The sequence below is a fragment of the Halorhodospira halochloris genome (genome assembly GCF_002356555.2).
Taxonomy (GTDB): domain Bacteria; phylum Pseudomonadota; class Gammaproteobacteria; order Nitrococcales; family Halorhodospiraceae; genus Halorhodospira; species Halorhodospira halochloris.
Genome location: NZ_AP017372.2, coordinates 465,345 through 485,151, shown reverse-complemented (window position 1 = coordinate 485,151; position 19,807 = coordinate 465,345). Strand labels below are relative to the sequence as shown.

The 19,807-nt window shown below is 60.1% G+C and carries 17 protein-coding genes and 1 pseudogene; 12 read left to right on the top strand and 6 right to left on the bottom strand.

Going from position 1 to position 19,807, the window contains the following annotated elements; translation table 11 throughout:
• The first annotated feature begins 9 nt into the window (after positions 1-9).
• Positions 10-1,158 (top strand): ATP-binding protein, encoded by a 1,149-nt coding sequence (locus tag HH1059_RS02330; RefSeq protein WP_096407829.1) that lies wholly within the window; start codon positions 10-12, stop codon positions 1,156-1,158.
• Between the two features lie 345 nt (positions 1,159-1,503).
• Here HH1059_RS02330 and dcd read toward each other — a convergent pair whose 3' ends face one another.
• Together dcd and metG are read right to left on the bottom strand one after the other, a co-directional pair.
• Positions 1,504-2,070: a dCTP deaminase gene (dcd, locus tag HH1059_RS02325; protein WP_096407827.1), complete on the bottom strand. Its 567-nt coding sequence runs from the start codon at positions 2,068-2,070 to the stop codon at positions 1,504-1,506.
• 49 nt (positions 2,071-2,119) lie between these two features.
• Positions 2,120-4,177, bottom strand: a complete 2,058-nt coding sequence (gene metG, locus HH1059_RS02320; protein WP_096407824.1) for a methionine--tRNA ligase — start codon at positions 4,175-4,177, stop codon at positions 2,120-2,122.
• Between the two features lie 105 nt (positions 4,178-4,282).
• Between metG and HH1059_RS02315 the strand changes: the two genes are divergently transcribed.
• From HH1059_RS02315 to mgtE, 3 genes are all read left to right on the top strand, one after another.
• Complete coding sequence (locus tag HH1059_RS02315) at positions 4,283-5,035, top strand: hypothetical protein (RefSeq protein WP_096407822.1); 753 nt, start codon at positions 4,283-4,285, stop codon at positions 5,033-5,035.
• 376 nt (positions 5,036-5,411) lie between these two features.
• A complete protein-coding gene (locus HH1059_RS02310; RefSeq protein ID WP_096407819.1) occupies positions 5,412-6,287 on the top strand; it encodes an undecaprenyl-diphosphate phosphatase in 876 nt (291 codons plus the stop codon).
• Positions 6,288-6,681: 394 nt separating this feature from the next.
• Complete coding sequence (gene mgtE / locus HH1059_RS02305) at positions 6,682-8,031, top strand: magnesium transporter (protein ID WP_096407817.1); 1,350 nt, start codon at positions 6,682-6,684, stop codon at positions 8,029-8,031.
• A 175-nt stretch (positions 8,032-8,206) separates the two neighbouring features.
• Here mgtE and HH1059_RS02300 read toward each other — a convergent pair whose 3' ends face one another.
• The gene (locus HH1059_RS02300) at positions 8,207-9,484 is read right to left on the bottom strand and encodes a S1C family serine protease (RefSeq protein WP_096407814.1); all 1,278 of its coding nucleotides are present in this window, start codon (positions 9,482-9,484) and stop codon (positions 8,207-8,209) included.
• Between the two features lie 318 nt (positions 9,485-9,802).
• On the opposite strand from HH1059_RS02300, the pseudogene rsxA reads away from it, so the two are divergent.
• The 7 genes and pseudogenes from rsxA to nth form a co-directional block, all read left to right on the top strand.
• Positions 9,803-10,369 (top strand): annotated as a pseudogene (rsxA, locus tag HH1059_RS13750) (electron transport complex subunit RsxA); the annotation flags it as partial.
• Positions 10,343-10,924: a bifunctional nuclease family protein gene (locus HH1059_RS13745; RefSeq protein ID WP_338033912.1), complete on the top strand. Its 582-nt coding sequence runs from the start codon at positions 10,343-10,345 to the stop codon at positions 10,922-10,924. The pseudogene rsxA and the gene HH1059_RS13745, both read left to right, overlap by 27 nt.
• Positions 10,918-12,957 carry an electron transport complex subunit RsxC gene (rsxC, locus tag HH1059_RS02290; RefSeq protein ID WP_096407809.1) on the top strand — a complete coding sequence of 680 codons (2,040 nt, stop codon included), beginning with the start codon at positions 10,918-10,920 and terminating at the stop codon, positions 12,955-12,957. The genes HH1059_RS13745 and rsxC overlap by 7 nt, the downstream gene beginning before the upstream one ends.
• 3 nt (positions 12,958-12,960) lie before the next feature.
• Positions 12,961-13,926 (top strand): RnfABCDGE type electron transport complex subunit D, encoded by a 966-nt coding sequence (locus HH1059_RS02285; RefSeq protein WP_275951816.1) that lies wholly within the window; start codon positions 12,961-12,963, stop codon positions 13,924-13,926.
• 3 nt (positions 13,927-13,929) lie between these two features.
• Positions 13,930-14,541: an RnfABCDGE type electron transport complex subunit G gene (locus HH1059_RS02280; protein ID WP_096407804.1), complete on the top strand. Its 612-nt coding sequence runs from the start codon at positions 13,930-13,932 to the stop codon at positions 14,539-14,541.
• Entirely contained in the window at positions 14,538-15,182 is a 645-nt protein-coding gene (locus HH1059_RS02275) for an electron transport complex subunit E (protein WP_096407801.1), read from the top strand. The genes HH1059_RS02280 and HH1059_RS02275 overlap by 4 nt, the downstream gene beginning before the upstream one ends.
• The gene (gene nth / locus HH1059_RS02270) at positions 15,182-15,808 is read left to right on the top strand and encodes an endonuclease III (protein WP_096407799.1); all 627 of its coding nucleotides are present in this window, start codon (positions 15,182-15,184) and stop codon (positions 15,806-15,808) included. Before HH1059_RS02275 ends, nth begins: the two co-directional genes overlap by 1 nt.
• 179 nt (positions 15,809-15,987) lie before the next feature.
• Here nth and HH1059_RS02265 read toward each other — a convergent pair whose 3' ends face one another.
• Entirely contained in the window at positions 15,988-17,199 is a 1,212-nt protein-coding gene (locus HH1059_RS02265) for an argininosuccinate synthase (RefSeq protein WP_096407796.1), read from the bottom strand.
• A 76-nt stretch (positions 17,200-17,275) separates the two neighbouring features.
• Entirely contained in the window at positions 17,276-17,404 is a 129-nt protein-coding gene (locus tag HH1059_RS13900) for a hypothetical protein (RefSeq protein ID WP_274522587.1), read from the bottom strand.
• A gap of 83 nt (positions 17,405-17,487) precedes the next feature.
• Here HH1059_RS13900 and pyrC point away from each other — a divergent pair, with 83 nt between their 5' ends.
• Positions 17,488-18,519 (top strand): dihydroorotase, encoded by a 1,032-nt coding sequence (gene pyrC, locus HH1059_RS02260; RefSeq protein WP_096407794.1) that lies wholly within the window; start codon positions 17,488-17,490, stop codon positions 18,517-18,519.
• A 228-nt stretch (positions 18,520-18,747) separates the two neighbouring features.
• On the opposite strand, the gene rnt is transcribed toward pyrC, so the two are convergent.
• Positions 18,748-19,575, bottom strand: a complete 828-nt coding sequence (gene rnt, locus HH1059_RS02255) for a ribonuclease T (protein WP_096407791.1) — start codon at positions 19,573-19,575, stop codon at positions 18,748-18,750.
• Positions 19,576-19,807: the final 232 nt, after the last annotated feature.

Genomic DNA, 19,807 nt, shown 5'->3' with positions numbered 1-19,807 from the left:
ATCAGCACAATGATCCCACGCCGCGCCCAAAGCACACTCAAGCAACTCGCCTCCAGTTTCCCGGTGGTCGCCGTGACCGGGCCTCGTCAGTCCGGTAAAAGCACCTTAGTACGCGCCCTATTCGCCGATCACCCCTACATTTCTCTTGAAGAGCCAGACCTACGGGAGTTTGCTACAGAAGATCCGCGCGGCTTCCTGGCACAGTACCCGCAAGGCGCCATTCTAGATGAAGTGCAGCGTTGTCCAGAGCTGTTCTCTTACCTGCAGGGGCGGGTCGATCAGAGCGGCCGTCTAGGCGAATGGATCTTGACCGGATCACAGCAGTTCGGCATGGTTTCGGCCGTGACTCAGAGCCTAGCCGGACGGGTTGGCATGCTAACACTACTGCCTTTCGCCCGCGACGAGCTACAGGCCGCTCAACAGCTCCCGGAACATATCCATGAAGTTCTGTGGCGGGGCAGTTACCCGCCAATTTACGACCGACCGGTCGACCCCTCCCTCTGGCATGGCTCCTATGTGCAGACCTACCTGGAGCGCGATGTTCGCCAGCTCCTCGGTGTCCGTGACCTGACTCTTTTTCAGCGCTTCCTGCGCCTGACCGCGGGGCGAACGGGACAACTACTCAACCAATCGGCCCTTGCTGAGGAGACCGGAGTCAGCCATAACACCATCCGTGAATGGCTTTCCGTGCTTGAGGCTAGCTATATCATCCATCGGCTAGCACCACATCACCGCAACTTCAACAAGCGCCTGGTCAAAACTCCCAAACTGTACATGCTGGATTCCGGACTTGCATGCTGGCTGCTCGGCATAGAAAACGCCCAGCAGCTCGCCACCCATCCGCTGCGTGGGGCGCTATTCGAGAGCTGGGTATTAGCCGAGCACCTGAAAGCGCGCTGGAACACCGGACGTCCTAGCAATATCTCATTTTGGCGTGATCGTACCGGGCGCGAGGTCGACCTGGTAATCGATTGCGGCGACCGGCTGCAGCCGGTAGAGATTAAGGCTGGAGCGACGGTTACCCGCGACGCATTTCGCGGCCTTGAGCGCTGGTGCGAACTAGCTGGCGACGCGGCAGTCACGCCGCAACTGATCTATGCCGGTAACGAATCGCGCATTCAACGCGGGATTCAGATCCTGCCTTGGCGGGAGTTTTAGAGGCACCTTTAGGGCACGTCGAGCACGACTTCTTATCGGCTTTAGCAGCCATCAGTTATCAATACTACAACTGGCGGGTACGTGATTACAGTCGATTTGACTCTGATCGCCTCGCTGTGCCAGGCCCTTCCGCTGTGGAGTAATCGCCCCGCTGTGCCAGGCACGTCCCGCTGTGGAGGTCTTGGCGCCATGGATGGCGCCATGAAGCCTCCAGGGATGGATTTACGGCGTCCTCCACAGCGGGGCGTGCCTGGCACAGCGGGGCGATTTCTCCACAGCGGGGCGTGCCAGGCACAGCAGAGCGATTACTCCACAGCGCAGCGATTAGAGCCGCCCTTTTGCGCCTCAAGAGCGCGGCAGCGTCACCCCCCGCTGACCCATATACTTACCACCCCTATCAGCATAAGAAGTAGTACAGACCTCATCAGACTCAAAAAAGAGCATCTGCGCCACCCCCTCATTGGCGTAAATCTTCGCCGGCAGCGGGGTCGTGTTGGAAAACTCCAGGGTCACATGCCCTTCCCACTCCGGCTCGAGCGGCGTGACATTGACGATGATCCCACAGCGAGCGTAGGTCGACTTACCCAGACAGATGGTCAGCACATTGCGCGGGATGCGCAGATACTCGAGCGTATAGGCGAGGGCGAATGAATTCGGCGGGATGATACAAACATCGGCGTGCACATCGACGAAACTGTTTTCATCGAACCCCTTCGGATCGACCACCGCAGAGTTGATGTTGGTGAAGATCTTAAAATCCTTGGCACAGCGCACATCATAGCCGTAGCTCGAGGTGCCGTAGGAGATCACCCGCTCGCCGTCGACCTCGCGCACCTGCCCAGGCTCGAATGGGTCTATCATCCCCTCGTGTTCGGCCTTCTGCCTGATCCAGCTATCGGACTTGATCGTCATCGCAACCTCCGCGGGTCAAAAACACATCCACAACAGGTCAATCCGACCCTTACTTGACCCGCATACCGGGCTCAGCACCCTGCTCGGGGCCAACCACCCAGAGTTGATCGCCACCCGGACCGGCGCACAGCACCATACCTTCCGACGTGCCGAAGCGCATCTTGCGCGGCTTGAGATTGGCCAGGCAGACAACATGCTTGCCGATCAACTGCTCAGGCTCATAAGCCTGGCGCACACCGGCGAACACCTGGCGCGTCTCGCCACCCAGATCGAGTTCGAGACGGAGCAGCTTATCCGCCCCCTCCACCAACTCGGCCTTGGCTACCCGAGCGATGCGCAGATCAAGCCGGGAAAAATCCTCAATGGTGCATTCTGGCTCAATTGGGTCAGCGGCTAACCGCCCGTCTGAAGGGTCCTCGCCCGCCTGTCCGCTGACCGTCTCGCTACCCGAGTCGCTGCCACTTAGATTCTGTTTGGATGCTTCCATTATGGCCTCTACCTGCTGTTGATCGATTCTGGTTTTTAGCGGCTTGAAGCGCTCTATCGGGTGGTCAAGCAGCGGCTGCTGGATATCGCTCCAGCTTTGTTCAGGCAAATTGAGAAACGCCTCCGAGTCCGCAGCCAAGCGGGGCATAACCGGTTTTATCATGACTATCAGCACCCGAAACAGATTCAGCCCAACCGTACAGACGCCCTGCACCTCAGCAGCTCGCTCACTATCCTTGATCACCTCCCAAGGCTTTTCAGCATCTATATACTGGTTAGCCTGATCGGCCATCGCCATGATTTCACGCAGGGCCCGACAGTAGTCACGGCCCTCATAAAGCTCGGCGATACGCTCAGACTTGGCGGCAAACTCACGATAGAGGGTCGGCTCCGGCAGACTGGGGGCTAACCGCCCGTCAAAACGCTTGGTAATGAAACCGGCGCAGCGGCTAGCGATATTGACTAACTTGCCGACCACATCCGAATTGACACGCTGCATGAAGTCGTCGAAAGACAGATCGATATCCTCGACACCCGGGCCCAGCTTGGCGGCGATATAGTAGCGCAGATACTCCGGATCGAGATGCTCAAGATAAGTTCGGGCAGTGATAAAGGTCCCCCGCGACTTCGACATCTTCTGCCCGTCTATGGTCATAAAACCGTGGCAGAAGACAGCGCTCGGGGTGCGGAACCCCGCCCCGTGGAGCATCGCCGGCCAAAACAGGGTATGAAAGTAGGCGATATCCTTGCCGATGAAGTGATAGAGCTCGCCCTCTGCAGCAGAGGCATCCCAGAAGGCGTCAAAATCTATCCCCCGCTCGTCGGCCAGCTTACGGAAACTGGCCATATAGCCAATCGGTGCATCCAGCCAGACGTAGAAGTACTTCTCCTCGGTACCGGGGATACGAAAACCGAAATACGGCGGGTCACGAGAGATATCCCAATCCCTTAAGCCGGCCTCAAACCACTCATTGAGCTTGTTGACAACCTCCGCCTGGAGGTGTTCAGGGCTGGTCCATTCGCGTAGCATTGGCTCGAAATCGGCAAGACGAAAGAAGTAATGCTCGCTTTCGCGGACAACAGGCCGCTCCCCGGAGATAACCGAGATCGCATCACGCAGCTCGACAGGCGTATAAGTGGCACCGCAAACCTCGCAGGAATCGCCGTACTGATCGGCGGCGGCGCAGCGTGGACAGGTGCCCTTGATGTAGCGATCGGGCAGAAACATGCCCTCTTGGGGGTCATAGAGCTGTTCAATAGTGCGCCGCTCGATATGCCCCCCCTCGCACAGGCGCTGATAGATCAGCTCGGCGAAGTGGCGGTTCTCCGCTGAGTGGGTTGAATGATAGCAGTCAAAATCGATCAGAAAATCGGCGAAGTCACGCTGATGAGCTGCCGCCATCTGCTCGATGAGCTGCTCCGGGGCCAGCCCGAGCTCACGCGCCTTGAGCATAATCGGTGTGCCATGGGCATCGTCAGCGCAAACGTAGTAGCATTCGTGGCCACGCAGACGCTGAAAGCGGGCCCAGATATCGGTCTGGATGTACTCAACCAAATGACCGAGGTGGATCGGGCCGTTGGCATAGGGTAAGGCGCTGGTGACGAGTATGCGTCTTGCCATAGACTTCTTAGATCTGCTTTTGCTGGAAATGGTAAACAGAACATTATGCCAGGATCGGCGGCAATTTTTTAGTATCCTGGCACAACTAACCCTGAGGGAGGATACATGCTGCGTCATAAGCTGAGTTTGGGTATCGCTGCACTCGGCGCTGCGGTCACCTTGGCGATGAACCCTGTTGCTGCCGCGGGAGGGCCTTTTGGCAAAGGCTTCCCGATCCCCGGAGATGGCTATCGGCTAATTGAGGCCGAACTGATAGATCGGCGCACCGGCCGCTTTGAACTCTGGCAACAGCACCACGACAAACGGTCGATCGGCGACGAGATGGCCACCTTCGCCAACCTCAACCTGCGCCGGGCGGGCAACTGGCAAGCCGGCATGGGGCTGGGCAGCTACGGCAAAGAAGGTGAGGACGGCGCAGCGTTCGCCAACGTCCAGGCCAAACAGATGTGGCGCGAACCCCACCGCGACGGCTATGGCCTGGGCTGGGCAGCCGGCATGCATTACGACTACAGTAATGAACGCCGCCACGACCACTACCTTGTAATCCCCGCCACCGTCAGGTGGGGCGAGCGCACCACGCTGCACGCCAACCTCGGCGCCACTCATAACAATCAGACAGACGATACAGAAGGGCTCTGGGCATTAGGCATGGACTTTCGCTTTACTGAGCGCTGGGACGTAATACTGCAACTAAGTGATAACACCGAAGATGACACCAACATCGACGGTATCGCCGGGATAAGCCGCAGCATATTCAATGACTTAGTCCAGCTGGATCTAGCTTACGGGCGAGAGTTCACCAGCGGTGCCCACGACGAGTACTACTTCGGTATCCGTTTCGATGCCATCCGCTTTTAAGTCATGACAATTCCCGGGGAGCCCCTTAGGGAACCTCTAAAAACTTCGCCGGCGCCACCATCCGCCCCGGTGTGGAGGACGCCGTGAATCCATCCCTGGAGGCTTCATGGCGCCATCCCTGGCGCCAAGACCTCCACACCGGGGCGGATGGTGGCGCCGGCGAAGTTTTTAGAGGTTACCCTTACCCCCTCTTTAGTAACGCGGGCACTTCTAAAACTGCCGCTGTGAGCCACGCCAGCACCCCACTGCGGGGGGTTAGCACCATAAAGGCGCTATTAACCCTTAGGAGAGGATTCATGATTCATGGGGTCCTCTCTGCGGGGTGGAGTACCATCACAGCCGTTTAGAGGCCGCACAAGCAGTATGAGGTCAACCTATGGCAATTTGGATCGCCGTCCTGCTCGGCATCGTCCAGGGCGTATTCATGTTTTTGCCGGTCAGCTCCACCGCTCACATGGTGCTACTCGAGCACTGGCTGATCGGCCAGGGCCATTCTTTACCGGCCCCGGACAGCGCCGAGATGCTGCTTTTCAACCTGGTAGTACATGTCGGCACCCTAATCTCCATAGCCGTCGTCTTCTGGCCTAGCCTACGCCGCTTTACCGGCGAGGTAATCCAGCAAGGGTACCAATGGGCGAGCGCCGGCAAATTCCAAGGCCCACCGCTATTCGCCCGCCTCTTCCTGCTCGGCATGCTCTCGGTACTCTTTACCGGGATAGTCGGCCTGTCGTTAAAGGCGTTCTTTGAGCACGCCTTCGCCACCCCCTCGATGGTCGCAGCGGCGCTCATTGTCACCGGCGCGCTGCTGTTTATTACCGATAAGCTGCCGCGGCGACGGCGCAGCCTTAAAAAGACCGGTATTGGTACAGCCACCATCATCGGCGTTGCCCAGGGCTTTGCCCTCATGCCAGGAATCTCGCGCAGCGCCATGACCATAATATTCGGCCTGTTTGCCGGCCTTAAACGGCGCTGGGCAGCCGAGTACAGCTTCTTCCTGGCGATCCCGACCATCTGCGCAGCCACCCTACTCCACGCCATCGACGTCTACCGCCTCGGCGGCCTAGGTGAAGTCAGCATAACCGCGCTGCTAGTCGGTTTTGTGGTGGCCGCCATAGTTGGCATCATTTCGCTAAAATTAGTTGTCTATTTCCTGTACCGAGCACAACTTAAAATATTCTCCTTTTACGTATGGATATTGGCCGCCGCAATCCTAACCGGCCTTATAGATATTCCCGCAGCCAAGCTCGGTTAGTAACATCTAGGAAACAAAATATGTCTATTATATATGCCTTTCTGGCTAACTGCGCGATTAAGGGGATTCCTAGAAGACGCTTTAAAACTTCCCCGGAGCCATTTAGCTGCCCGATGTGGAGATCGCGTTATCAGGGATAGCACTATGACGGCTCCGGGGCTCCTCTAAACCCTTCCTGGCGCCATTACCTGCCCCGGTGTGGAGGTCTTGGCGCCAGGGATGGCGCCATGAAGCCTCCAGGGATGGATTCACGGCGCCCTCCACACCGGGGCGGGTGGTGGCGCCGGCGAAGTTTTAGAGGTGCCCCTGGACAGATAATAGCGCCGGGGAGGTTTTTAGAGGCACCCTAAGAACCATCTATAGTCATTCACAAACTTAACTGAGGAGACATACGGTGGATTACGAAGAGATAGTTGAACAGCTGCGGCCTCTCTTCGAAGGGCGGCGCTGGAAGGAGGTGCGCGAGAAAGTCGAAGACTTCCCCGCCCAAGATATAGCTGAGCTTATCCTCCGGTTGGACAAATCGCAGCGCATATTCCTCTTCAAGCTGCTGCCCCGTCCGCGCGCGGCAGAAGTCTTCTCGTATCTGTCAGCGGAGAACCAAGATGGGCTGCTCCAGGATATGACCGATCACGAGACGCGCGAGTTGGTCGCCGGCCTTACCCCGGACGATCGTACCGCGCTGTTCCAAGAGCTACCCGCCGAGGCGACTCAGCGCCTGCTCGAGCTGTTACCACCCGGGGCGCAGCGCGAGGCGCGGGCCTTGTTGGGCTATCCGGCCGAGAGCGTCGGTCGCCTGATGACCCCCGACTATATCGCCGTCAGGCCGGATTGGACCGTCTCGCGCAGCCTGCAGCACATCCGCAGTCAGCGCGAAAAGGCAGAGACAATAAACGTCATCTACGTCACCGACCACGACGGCAAGCTGCTTGATGCGCTGACCATCCGCAGGTTTATCGTTGCTGACCCGGACACCCAGGTCGGCGACCTGATGGACACCCATGTCACCAAGATATCCGCCTTCGAAGACCGCGAAAAGGCCGTTGAACTGGTCCAGCGTTACGACCTGACCGGTCTGCCGGTGGTCGATACCGAAGGGGTGCTTATCGGCACTGTTACCCCTGACGACATCATGGACGTCGCCGAGGCCGAGGCCACCGAGGACTTCCAAAAGGTCGGTGGTGTCGGCGTACTCAACTTCAGTCTGCGCGATGCCCGCATTAGCCTGCTCTACAAACGTCGAGTCGGCTGGCTAGTGCTACTGGTCTTCATAAACATGTTCGGCGGGGCGATAATCGCATCTTACGAGGCGACAATTGAGGCAGTGGTCGTACTAGTTACCTTCCTGCCCCTGGTTGTAGATACTGGCGGTAATGCTGGCACCCAGTCAGCTACCCTGATGGTCCGTGCCTTAGCTACCGGTGATGTCAAAACCCGAGACTGGTTGAGTCTATGGGGCAAAGAGGCGTTAGTCTCAGTAGCACTGGGTGTCACCGTGGCGGCCGCAGTTTGGCTGCTCGGCCTCTACCGCGGCGGCATAGAGATAGCCTGGGTTGTCGCGCTGGCGATGATGGCAGTGGTCTTTGTCGGCAGTATGATCGGCATGCTCCTACCCTTCGGGTTAACGCGGTTGCGGCTTGACCCGGCTACTGCCAGTGCCCCGCTGATCACGTCGATTGCTGATATCGCAGGTATCTTGATCTACTTCGTGATCGCCACTTCGCTGCTCGGCCACATGCTCTAGGCTGCCGGCCTTAGACAGCCGCAGAGCCGCATCGGCAAACCCGCAGCGCAGGTCATGGCGCCTAGACTGGCGCCGTGACCTGCAGGGGTAGCTACAAGGCATCCTTGCCAACGGCACCGCTCGGGGAAGCGTTAGGCCAACAAGCTTTGCACCAGCTCTCCACTAGACAGGCGCCTTAACGCCGGCCCCGATCCCGTTCCGGCATCTCCCGCTCGCGGAGCTCGACCGTAATCTGCATCTCTTCGCCTTGACGCAGGATATCCAGAGTGACTTCATCGCCGGCACGCCGCGCTTGGCTAAATATCATCCGTTGCAGCTCTCGAGGCTCCTTAACCTCTTCACCATCGACGGCGAGGATGATGTCACCATCCGCCGGCATAGCACGCCCCTGCACGCTGACCTCAAATGAAGCCCCCTGAAGACCGGCCTCATCGGCAGGGCTACCCTCCTCGACTTCGACTACCATCACCCCGCGCTCGGGCAGATCGAGGCGCTGGCGAATCGCCTCGGGGTAGCCTTCCAACCCGGCTATGGTTACCCCCAAACGGGCCCGGGAGCTAAGATCAGTGATGCCCCCTTCACGCAACTCATCAAGACTCTCATGGAGCAGATTACTCGGCACAGCAAAACCGACCCCGATGAAGCCGCGGGCACCACCCATGCCGCCGCCGCCCGGGACGATAGCCGTATTGACGCCAATGACCTCACCCGCAGAGTTGAGCAGAGGCCCTCCCGAGTTGCCCGGATTGATCGCCGCATCGGTCTGAATCATCGGGATCTCCAGCTGACCAACGCCGGGCAGGTCACGCCCGACCCCGGAGACTATGCCGCTAGTGACGGTAGAACTCAGGCCGAATGGATTGCCAATGGCGATGCTCTTTTGGCCAACTAAAACCTCATTGGAATCGCCTATAGTCAGAGGCTCGGCTTCATCAGGAATGGCATCAGCATCGACAGGTTTCAATAAAGCCAGGTCATAGAGGGCGTTAGCCCCCACCACTCGGGCCTCTACCGCATCGTGACCAGGGAAGCTGAGCTTAAGCTCAGCACCATCACGCAGCTCGGTCTCGTTCGACTTCAAAGCCGGTTTGAGCACGTGGTAGTTGGTAACAATGTGTCCCTCATCATCGATCACAAAGCCACTGCCGGCACCTTCTCGGCGTGGCGCCTCCTGCGGCGCACGCTGGCGATGACGATCGAAGAACTCCCGGAATGGCTGCGGCAACATCTCATCCGGGATCCCCTCAAAGGGATCGACCCGCTGACCGCGTACCGAAACCTCTATGGCCACAACCGAAGGCCCATAGCGCTGGAAAATCTCTACGGTATTGCGCTCCTCAGCCTGCAGATGATCCAAATCATCCGCCCAAGCGCCGCCGCTGAACAACAACCCGGCGCCGACAAGCGCAGCCGCCGCGAATTTACCCTTACGCATACCCTCTACCAATGCCATAAGCAGAATCCCTCTCGATTAATAGATTAAGGAGGCCGTTAACAAGTTGTTTTTTATAGCCTTCCCCAGCAAAACCTCTACCCCCCTGATACCCCCCTGAGCCCCTCGGTTGCCCCGGTGTGGAGGTCTTGGCGCCAGGGATGGCGCCATGAAGCCTCCAGGGATGGATTCACGGCGTCCTCCACAGCGGGGCAACCAAGTGGCTCAGAAGGAGTTTCTAGAGGCACTTGCAGAGCACAACCGGCATACTGGAGTAAATTGTGGCCAACATGGTAAGTTTCAACCATGGCAATGGCTAATCATTTTTGGGGGCACTAAATGGATCTTCTCCTGCTAGCCGTAGCGGCGGTGCTAGTAAATAACTTCGTGCTGACTCAATTCCTCGGCCTCTGCCCCTTCCTCGGGGTATCGCGCAAGATTGAGACAGCAGCCGGGATGGCCATGGCAACCGCCTTCGTCTTGACCCTGGCCTCAATCCTCAGCCACCTAGCCTTTGACTATATACTTGTGCCACTCGAGGCAGAGCACCTGCGCACCCCGGCATTCATCTTGATAATCGCCGTTGCGGTGCAATTAACCGAGATGGCTGTGCGCTTTACCAGCCCGATGCTCCAGCAGGTACTGGGCCTATATTTACCACTTATCACCACCAATTGCGCGGTACTGGGGGTAGCCTTGCTCAACTTGCGCAGCGAACACGACCTTATCTCGGCAACCGTCTACGGCGCCTCTGCGGCCGCCGGATTCGGCTTGGTACTGATCATCTTTGCAGCGCTGCGCGAGCGCCTGGAGAGCGCCGAAGTGCCCAAACCTTTCCGCGGTGCCCCGATCGCCTTGGTCTCCGCCGGCATACTGGCCATGGGCTTTATGGGCTTCGCCGGCCTCGCCCACGCCACCGAACGGGAAATGATCGGCGAGCGTGATGAGATGGTCGAGGCCGAAGTTTCAACCCTCGCCGTCAGCGAAGATGCCGCCCCGGTACCGCTAGTCCTGCTCAAGGGGGTCGACTCTGAGCAGGTGATCCCGATCTTTATAGGCAACAACGAAGCTCAAGCTATACACTCTGCTTTGCACGGCTATCAACCGCCACGGCCGATGACTCACGATCTGTTCGGGGCAGTGCTGGAGAGCATGGACGGTGCACTCAAGGCGGTCTTCATCGACGGCATACTCGACGGGGCTTACATAGCCATCTTGGAACTGTCGTTACCTGGGCGCGACGAGCCGGTGTATATCGACAGCCGCGCTAGTGACGCAATCGCCCTAGCGCTACGCGCCGAGGCCAAGATCTTCGTCTCGCCGCAGGTCATCGAGGCCGCTGAGGAGCACGAGGAGTTCGAGCCCCTTGAAAAGCAGCCGCCGATAGAACAACATCAGGTGGACAGCAACCCCATGGCGACATATTGCCTCAGCAGTGAGAGACCGGAGATATTTTGCTAAACGCTGTCCTGACATTAACCATAATCGCTGGGCTGTGCGGTATAGGGCTGGGCATGGCCGGGCGCCGTCTCGCTGCCCAGCGCGATCCTGTGGTCGAGCGCATCGATGCCCTACTACCCCAGACGCAGTGCGGACAGTGTGGCTATCCAGGATGCCGGCCTTATGCTGAGGCGGTCGCCAACCAGCAGGCAGCCATAAACCTCTGCGCACCCGGCGGTAATAGCACCGCCGCCGCCATTGCCGACCTGCTCCAGGTCGACCCCCAGCCGGTCGATGGCGATGAACAAGGGCCTGTGGTCGCCTTTATTGATGAGCAGCGCTGTATCGGCTGCACGCGCTGCCTACCGGCCTGTCCGGTCGACGCCATCATCGGCGCACCACGGCAGATGCACACAGTGCTCAGCGATGAGTGCACGGGGTGTAAGCTATGCGTTACAGCCTGCCCTATGGACTGCATCACCATGCAGCCGGTTGAGCCGCCCCTGGGCAGCCTGATCCGCCCCCTGCCCACCCCTCTAACCACCCGCGCTAACCCCGAGTCGCGCCCCGGGCCACTGCGCCACCCTGATGCCGAGCCGCGCCCAGGGGAGGTTGCGGTGACCCCGGCAAAAGACCTCTCGCGCGACGCCGAAATAGGCTCAATCCCCCTACCTACGCAGATGATCCTGCCACTTGTCGATCATCGCGGCCTGGAGATGGCCTGCAGCTATGGCGTCGGCGATAGAGTACTCCGCGGCGCTGTGGTCACCGCCGCGGCCGATGCCGTACCGCTGCACGCCCCCACCTCGGGTGAAGTCATCGGCATCGACAAGCGGGCCATATCCCACCCGGCTAACGCTAAGGTCAAGTGCCTGATCATCAAAGCCGATGGTGAAGAGCATAGCGCCGAACCCATGCCGGCACTAAACGACCCGCTTGAACAACCTGCCGGGGTAATTCTCGAGCGCATTCGCCAAGCCGGCATCCGCGGCATGGGCGGGGCCGCCTTCCCATCGGCACTGAAACTCGCCGATGCCGCCGAATGCGGCGTCGATACCCTGGTAGTCAACGGTGTTGAGTGCGACACCTATCTAACCTGCGATGAAACCCTATTACGCCACCACGCCGCACAGATCGTAACCGGTGCCCGCCTTGCCGCCCGGGCCTGTGGCGCCAGTCGCATCCTCATAGCAGTCAAGGCCGGATCGCGCTATGCAGCAGCCGCGGCACGCCAGGCCATTGCCGCCGAGGGCGGCGGTATCCAGGTGGTCACCGTCGATGCCCACTACCCGGCCGGCAACGAGCGCAATATAGTCTATCCAGCCACCGGACGCATCGTTCCCGCCGGCGCCCGGCCGACAACGGTCGGCGTCGTAATCCAGAACGTCTCGACCCTGTACGCCGCCTACCGGGCAGTCGTCCACGGCGAACCGTCACTCGACCGGCTAGTAACGGTAAGCGGCGGATCCGCCGCTCATCCTGGCAACTACTGGATCAGGGTCGGCACCCCGCTGCGCGATGTCCTCGCCGTGGCCGGAGAGCCGCAGGGGCGGATCATGGTCGGCGGCGGCATCATGGGCATCCCCATAACCAACCGCGAGGTGCCCATAACGCATGGTATGAGCGGCATAATCCTCGAGTCACCGGCAGAGTCGCCCCTGCCTGAGCAGCCATGTATTCGCTGCTCCAAGTGCACCAAGGTCTGCCCAGAAGGTCTCCGGCCGCACGAGATGGTCAGCGCTATCCGCGCCGGGGTGAATGTCGGCGAACCGGCCGAATCAATAGAACTCGACCCGCTCCGCTGCACCGGCTGCGCCAGCTGTGACCTGGTCTGTCCGAGCTCGATACCGCTTGCCGGAGCCCTCGGCCATGCCCGGGATATGACCCGCGCCCGCATGGCCGAGCGCGAGGCTGCAGAGCGTGCCAAGCGCCGCAACGAAGCGAAAAAAGCTCGCGAGGAACGCCAAAAACGGGAGAAGGAGCAGGCTCGCCAACGTAAGCGCCAAGCTGTGGCTAGCCAGAATAAGAGCTCTAACGAGACAACGGAGAGTTAAGCATTGGCAACACAGACAACGCCCAGGATCATGGGAGAGGTCCTGTTGGCTTCGATACCAGCAGCCGCGGTAATGGTGTGGCTGTTCGGGGTCGGCATCCTGCTCAACACCGGTGCGGCTCTGCTAGCTGCGCTACTCGCCGAGGTCCTGGGCGCTCACGCCCGTGGCCAATCACCTCGCGTAGCAGTTAGCGATGGCAGTGTCTGGGTTACCGCCCTGCTCATCGGCATCACCCTACCCCCCGTGCTGCCCTGGTGGATACCGGCCCTGGCCGGGGCCCTCGCCATCCTGCTCGGTAAACAGGTCTACGGCGGGCTCGGCCAGAACGTCTTCAACCCCGCCATGGTGGGTTACGTCGCCGTGGTCCTCGCCTTCCCCCAGGCCACCGGCCTGTGGCCCGCCCCGGACCCGGGCCTCACCGCCGCCATCCCCAGCGGCGAGGCCCTGAGCTACTTTCTCACCGGCACCCTCGCCCCGCTGGCCGATGCCATGACCCACGCCACGCCGCTAGATAAGCTGGCTACCGACGGCTTGGCGGCCCTGATGGACGATGATGAGCGCATGGCCGGGTTGGTAGCTACCGGCGCCTGGACCTGGAAGGGCCTGGCACTGATTCTCGGCGGGGCATTTCTGATCGCCCGCGGCACTATCGATTGGCGGCTGCCCGCGGGCGTCATTGTCGGCACGGCATTGACCGCAGCAATCTTCCAATTCACCGGCGGCGCCCCGGTCAGCTTCCATCTTCTCTCCGGGGCAACCTTGTTAGTGGCGATCTTCATCGCCAGTGACCCGGTGACCGCCCCGGCGGATGCCGCCGCGCGCTGGGCCTATGCGATCGGCATCGGCATAATCGCCATAATAATCCGCGAGTTCGGCGGGCACCCTGATGGCTTCGCATTCGCCATACTGATGCTCAACGCCGCCGCCCCACTACTCGATTACATATTTCGCCGCATGGGGGAGAGATAAGCCATGGCCTGGACTGCCTCACTTCGCGCCGGAGGTGTACTCGCCGCCTTTGTCGGTGTCGGCCTAGCCCTGGTGGCCGGGGTCTATGAACTAACCGCGGAGAGGATCAGTGCCGCCGAGAGGCAAGTGGTCCTCGACCGCCTAGAAGCAGTCCTGCCAGAGGAACACGATAACGAACCCGACGCCGACGCCTACACCATACCCTCACCGATCCCCGGCGGCGAACAGGCGCGCGTTTACCCTGCCTACAGCGAAGGAGAGTTCATAGCCGCAGCGGTCGAAGCACAGACCCCTGAGGGCTATGCCGGACCGATCAGCCTGCTGATCGGCATCGACCCGCAAGGCCAGATCATCGCAGTGCGCACCGTCTACCACCGCGAGACCCCCGGCCTTGGCGACGCCATAGAGGCGTCCCGCAGCGACTGGATAGAGACCTTTAGCGGCCGCTCACTCGCCGACCCACCCCAAGAGGACTGGCAACTGAGAGGCGATGGCGGCGAGTTCGACGGCATTACCAGTGCGACCATAACGGCGCGGGCAGTTGTCGACGCAGTGCGTAAGGTTCTTATCGACTTCCAAGAGCAGCCCGAGCGATATCAAGGTGATCAACAATGAGCGCAAACCCACCGCCGAGCAGCAAAGCCATCTGGTATGAGGGGCTGTGGAAAAATAATGCCGCGCTTGTCCAGCTCCTCGGCCTCTGCCCCCTGCTCGCCGTTACCACTACGGCGATGGCTGGACTTGGCCTGGGGATCGCTACCCTGCTGGTGGTGACCGCCTCGAGCATAGTGGTCTCGCTGATCCGCAACTGGGTACCGCAGGACGTCCGTATCCCGGTGTTTATCCTCATCATCGCCTCATTCGTGACCATCGTCGAACTGCTGGTAGCGGCTTGGCTACACGATCTTTACCGCACCTTGGGCCTGTTTCTCCCCCTGATCGTCACCAACTGCGCTATACTCGCCCGCGCCGAGGCCTTCGCCTCGCGCCAACCGGTCGCCCCCGCCGCCCTCGATGGCCTGGCGACCGGCGCCGGCTTCGCCGCCGTGCTGGTAGTGCTCGGCGCGATGCGCGAGTTGCTCGGCCGGGGGACCCTACTCGACGGTGCCGATCAATTATTCGGCGATATTGCTGCCAACTGGACGATTGAACTGGTCGATGGCGATCTCTTCCTGCTCGCCATCCTCCCCCCCGGGGCCTTTATCGGCCTAGCCGTACTCCTGGCGTTGAAAAACCGCATCGAAGATCGCTCATAGTGGATCAAACCAACCGCTACGAAATATTTCGCCGCCTGCGCGAGGCCCTGCCCGAGCCGACCACCGAGCTGCATTACAGCAGCCCTTTTGAGCTGCTTATCGCGGTGATCCTCTCGGCCCAAAGTACCGATCGCAGCGTCAATGCCGCGACGGCAAAGCTCTTCGCTGTTGCCAATACCGCGGCGCAGATGCTGGAGTTAGGCGAGACGGGGGTGAAGGGCTATATCGAGAATATCGGCTTGTACAACAACAAGGCCCGCAACATCATCGCCGCCTGCCAGATACTGCTCGACAAACACGGCGGTGAGCTGCCGCGCACCCGCGCCGAATTAGAGGAGCTACCAGGGGTCGGGCGCAAGACCGCCAACGTCATCCTCAACACCGCCTTCGGCGAGCCAACTATAGCCGTCGACACCCACGTCTTTCGCCTCGCCAATCGCAGCGGCTTGGCCCCCGGAAGCACTGTCCGCGAGGTCGAAGAGGGCCTGACGGCGACAACGCCGGAAGAGTTTCTGCGCCATGCTCACCATTGGCTAATCCTCCACGGCCGCTACACCTGCACGGCTCGGCGGCCGCGGTGTAGGGAGTGCATTATTGCCGATCTGTGTGAGAATGGCGCGGATTGAGAAGATAAATTAATCATACTTCCCTATGGGATCTTCCAGACACTCCCCGCTGAGCCTGGTGGCCTCGGTGGGGAGGTCTTGGCGCCAAGGATGGCGCCATGAAGCCTCCAGGGATGGATTCACGGCGTCCTCCCCACCGAGGCACCAGGCTCAGCGGGGAGTTGCTGGAGATCCCTCTATCAACCACCCCGCTTCGCGCCGAGGCGCAACCTCAGGGCGTTGAGGCGGATAAACCCGGCCGCATCCTTCTGATCGTAGGCCCCGGCATCATCCTCGAAGGTTGCGACTGAGGCATCGAACAGGCTGCGCGGTGACTGACGACCCACCACCTCGACATTGCCCTTGTAGAGCTTAAGCCGCACCACACCCTCAACATCCTGCTGAGTCTTATCGATAAGCGCCTGCAGGGCCTCGCGCTCCGGGGCGAACCAGTAGCCGTTATAAATCAGCTCGGCATAGCGCGGCATGATCTCATCTTTAAGATGGGCCGCATCCCGATCGAGGGTAATCGACTCGATCGCCCGATGGGCGCGCAGCAGAATGCTCCCGCCCGGGGTCTCGTAGCAGCCGCGCGATTTCATACCGACGTAACGGTTCTCGACGATATCGATGCGCCCGATGCCGTGCCGGCAACCGAGCTCATTGAGCCGGGATAGCAGCTGCGCCGGGCTGAGACGTTCACCGTCAACGGCCACCGGGTCACCGCCAGCGAACTCTATATCGATCAGCTGCGGCTGATCCGGGGCCTGCTCCGGGCTGTTGCTCCAGCGCCACATCTGCTCCTCAGCGGGCGTCCAAGTATCCTCCAGCACCCCGCCTTCGTAGGAGATATGCAGCAGGTTGGCATCCATTGAGTAGGGTGAACCACCATCCTCGGTCTTACCCTCAATATCTATACCGTGGCGCTCGGCGTACTCGAGCAGCCGTTCGCGAGAGTTGAGGTCCCACTCACGCCAGGGGGCGATGACCTTGATGCCGGGCTCCAGGCCGTAATAGCCGAGCTCAAAGCGGACCTGATCATTGCCCTTACCGGTGGCCCCGTGAGCGACGGCGTCGGCACCGGTCTCGCGGGCGATCTCGATCTGCCGCTTGGCAATCAACGGCCGGGCGATGGAGGTGCCGAGCAGGTACTCGCCTTCGTAGATAGCGTTAGCCCGGAACATGGGGAAGACAAAGTCGCGGGCAAACTCCTCGCGCAGATCATCGACATAGATCTCCTTGATGCCGAACGCCTCGGCCTTGCGCCGTGCCGGCTCCAGTTCCTCGCCTTGACCAAGATCGGCGGTAAAGGTAACCACTTCACAGCCGTAGGTCTCCTCTAACCACTTGAGGATAACCGAGGTATCGAGACCGCCAGAGTAGGCAAGGACGACTTTTTTTACTTCTGCCATGGGGGTTTGACTCCGCTTTGGTAATCCATTTACTTACTGAAATAGCTATACTGTTTAGTTTATCAGCCATCAAGCACTAAAAGTACTCTTGCACTATGAGCAGACATGCGGGCACCTCTAGACTACCCTGAGCCAATTGGACTGCCCCGGTGTGGAGGTCTTGGCGCCATGGATGGCGCCATGAAGCCTCCAGGGATGGATTCACGGCGTCCTCCACACCGGGGTAGCCAATTGGCTCAGGGGTAGTTTAGAGGCGCCCAAAAAGCCACAAGGACTCAAGACAGGAAAATGCAACAACTGACCATACCTCGCCCCGACGACTGGCACCTCCACCTGCGCGATGGCGCCACCCTGCGCGCGGTCGTAGCGCACAGCGCCCAACACTTCGCCCGGGCGATCGTCATGCCCAACCTCAACCCACCGGTAACCACCCTCGAGCAGGCCAGCGCTTACCGCGATCGTATCCTCGCCGCCCTGCCGGCCGGATCCCGCTTCGAGCCACTGATGACCCTCTATCTTACCGATCAGACCAGTGCCGAGCAGATCGAACAGGCTGCTGCCAGCGGCATTATCGCCGCCGTCAAGCTCTACCCGGCCGGCGCCACCACCAACTCCGCCGCCGGGGTTACCGATCTGCGTAACTGCACCGGTGTACTAAACACGATGAGCGAGATCGGGCTACCGCTGCTGATCCACGGTGAGCAGACCAGTGCCGCTATCGATATCTTTGCTCGCGAGCAGGCCTTCATCGAACAGGTATTCATGCCGTTACGAGAACGCCACCCGGATCTGAAGATCGTCCTCGAGCACGTCACCAGCGCCGCCGGGGCTAAACTAGTCTGCGGCAGCGACACTAACCTAGCCGCCACCTTCACCCCGCAGCACCTGCTCTACAATCGCAACGACCTACTCGTCGGTGGCCTCAAGCCACACTTTTACTGCATGCCAATCCTCAAGCGTGAGGACGATCGCCAGGCGCTATTGGAGGCCGCCACCTCGGGCCATCCGCGGCTCTTCTTAGGCACCGACTCCGCCCCCCACCCTCGCTCGGCCAAAGAGTCGGCCTGTGGCTGTGCCGGGTGTTTCTCGGCACCGATCGCCCTCGGCTTGTACGCCGAGGCCTTTGCGCAGGCGGGCAAACTGGAAAACCTTGAGGCCTTTGCCAGTCGCAACGGCCCGGCCTTTTACGGGCTACCGGTCAACAGCGAGACGATTACCTTGCAGAAATGCTCTAGCCCTGTCCCTGAGACCTACCCAGGTGGTGATGAGCAGATTGTGCCGCTGCGGGCCGGGGAGAGTGTGGCTTGGAGCATAGCTTAAGCCGATCGCACTTAATCTTTGCGACGGCAGTCAATTCCTAAGGTGATCCTCTCACGACTGCTAAAAACCGCGCCTGAGCCGATTGTTGCCCCCGGTGTGGAGGACGCCGTTAATCCATCCCTGGAGGCTTCATGGCGCCATCCTTGGCGCCAAGACCTCCACACCGGGGCCAACAATCGTCTCAGGCGCGGTTTCAGCAGTCTTTTGAGGCCCCACAAGGCCCAGGGGCTATTTCTTATTCTTACCGCTTTTATTCTTACCACCCGATCTATGCCGCGGCACAAAACTCGACGGCCGCCCCACCGCCTCGTCCCACCGATTGACAATGGCACAGAAGAGTTCGGCGGTCTTCTCGGCATCATAGATGGCTGAATGCGCCTCGCGCTTATCCCACTCTAGGCCGGCCGCGCGAGTCGCCTTGGCCAGCACCGTCTGGGCGAAGGCGAGACCACCAAGGGTGGCGGTGTCAAAGCTGGAGAAGGGGTGGAAGGGATTGCGCTTAAAATCGGTGCGCTCCACCGCGGCGTTGAGAAAGGCAAGATCGAAGAAGGAGTTGTGGCCAACCAACACGGCCCGATTACAGCCAGTATTACGCAGTTCTTGGCGCACCGGGTTAAAAATCTTGCGCAGTGCCTCCAATTCCGATAGGGCCATACGCAACGGGTGGTCGGGCACAATACCGTTTAGCTCCAGGGCTTTCGGGTCGATCCGCGAGCCCTCAAACGGCTCAACATGGCAGGTGTGCGTCTCGGCTGGATAGAGCTGCGCACTATCCTGATCATAGCGCAAGATCACCGCAGCGATCTGTAGCAGGGCGTCGGTCTCCGCTTGCAAGCCGCCGGTCTCGACATCTACGACCACCGGCAAAAAGCCGCGAAAGCGGGTACGGATCAGCGGCCCGTCTTGCTCTGCTCCCTTTGCATCCTTTTCACCATTGGCACCTGAGCTCGGCGCGGCTGTTTCAGCCTGGTGCGCCTTGCCATTGTGTACATTCTGATCATTCGGGGGAGTCTCATCCGCCTGCTGATCTTGCTGTTGGATCTGAGTGTCGGCCATCTGTTCTGTAATCAAGAGAATGAATCTGTAAACACGGGAGTAAGCGGAAGAGATACGACTCCTCCCCCGGGGACACCTCTAAAGGGTGCCTCTAAAAACTTCGCCAGCGCCACCATCCGCCCCGGTGTGGAGCTCTTGGCGCCAGGGATGGCGCCATGAAGCCTCCAGGGATTGATTCACGGCGTCCTCCACACCGGGGCGGATGGTGGCGCCGGCGAAGTTTTAGAGGTTA

Coding starts and splice junctions, on each gene's coding strand:
- HH1059_RS02330 (WP_096407829.1), top strand. CDS start 10: ATGATCCCACGCCGCGCCCAAAGCACACTCAAGCAACTCGCCTCCAGT.
- dcd (WP_096407827.1), bottom strand. CDS start 2,070: ATGACGATCAAGTCCGATAGCTGGATCAGGCAGAAGGCCGAACACGAG.
- metG (WP_096407824.1), bottom strand. CDS start 4,177: ATGGCAAGACGCATACTCGTCACCAGCGCCTTACCCTATGCCAACGGC.
- HH1059_RS02315 (WP_096407822.1), top strand. CDS start 4,283: ATGCTGCGTCATAAGCTGAGTTTGGGTATCGCTGCACTCGGCGCTGCG.
- HH1059_RS02310 (WP_096407819.1), top strand. CDS start 5,412: ATGGCAATTTGGATCGCCGTCCTGCTCGGCATCGTCCAGGGCGTATTC.
- HH1059_RS02300 (WP_096407814.1), bottom strand. CDS start 9,484: ATGGCATTGGTAGAGGGTATGCGTAAGGGTAAATTCGCGGCGGCTGCG.
- HH1059_RS13745 (WP_338033912.1), top strand. CDS start 10,343: ATGGGCTTTATGGGCTTCGCCGGCCTCGCCCACGCCACCGAACGGGAA.
- HH1059_RS02280 (WP_096407804.1), top strand. CDS start 13,930: ATGGCCTGGACTGCCTCACTTCGCGCCGGAGGTGTACTCGCCGCCTTT.
- HH1059_RS02275 (WP_096407801.1), top strand. CDS start 14,538: ATGAGCGCAAACCCACCGCCGAGCAGCAAAGCCATCTGGTATGAGGGG.
- HH1059_RS02265 (WP_096407796.1), bottom strand. CDS start 17,199: ATGGCAGAAGTAAAAAAAGTCGTCCTTGCCTACTCTGGCGGTCTCGAT.
- pyrC (WP_096407794.1), top strand. CDS start 17,488: ATGCAACAACTGACCATACCTCGCCCCGACGACTGGCACCTCCACCTG.
- rnt (WP_096407791.1), bottom strand. CDS start 19,575: ATGGCCGACACTCAGATCCAACAGCAAGATCAGCAGGCGGATGAGACT.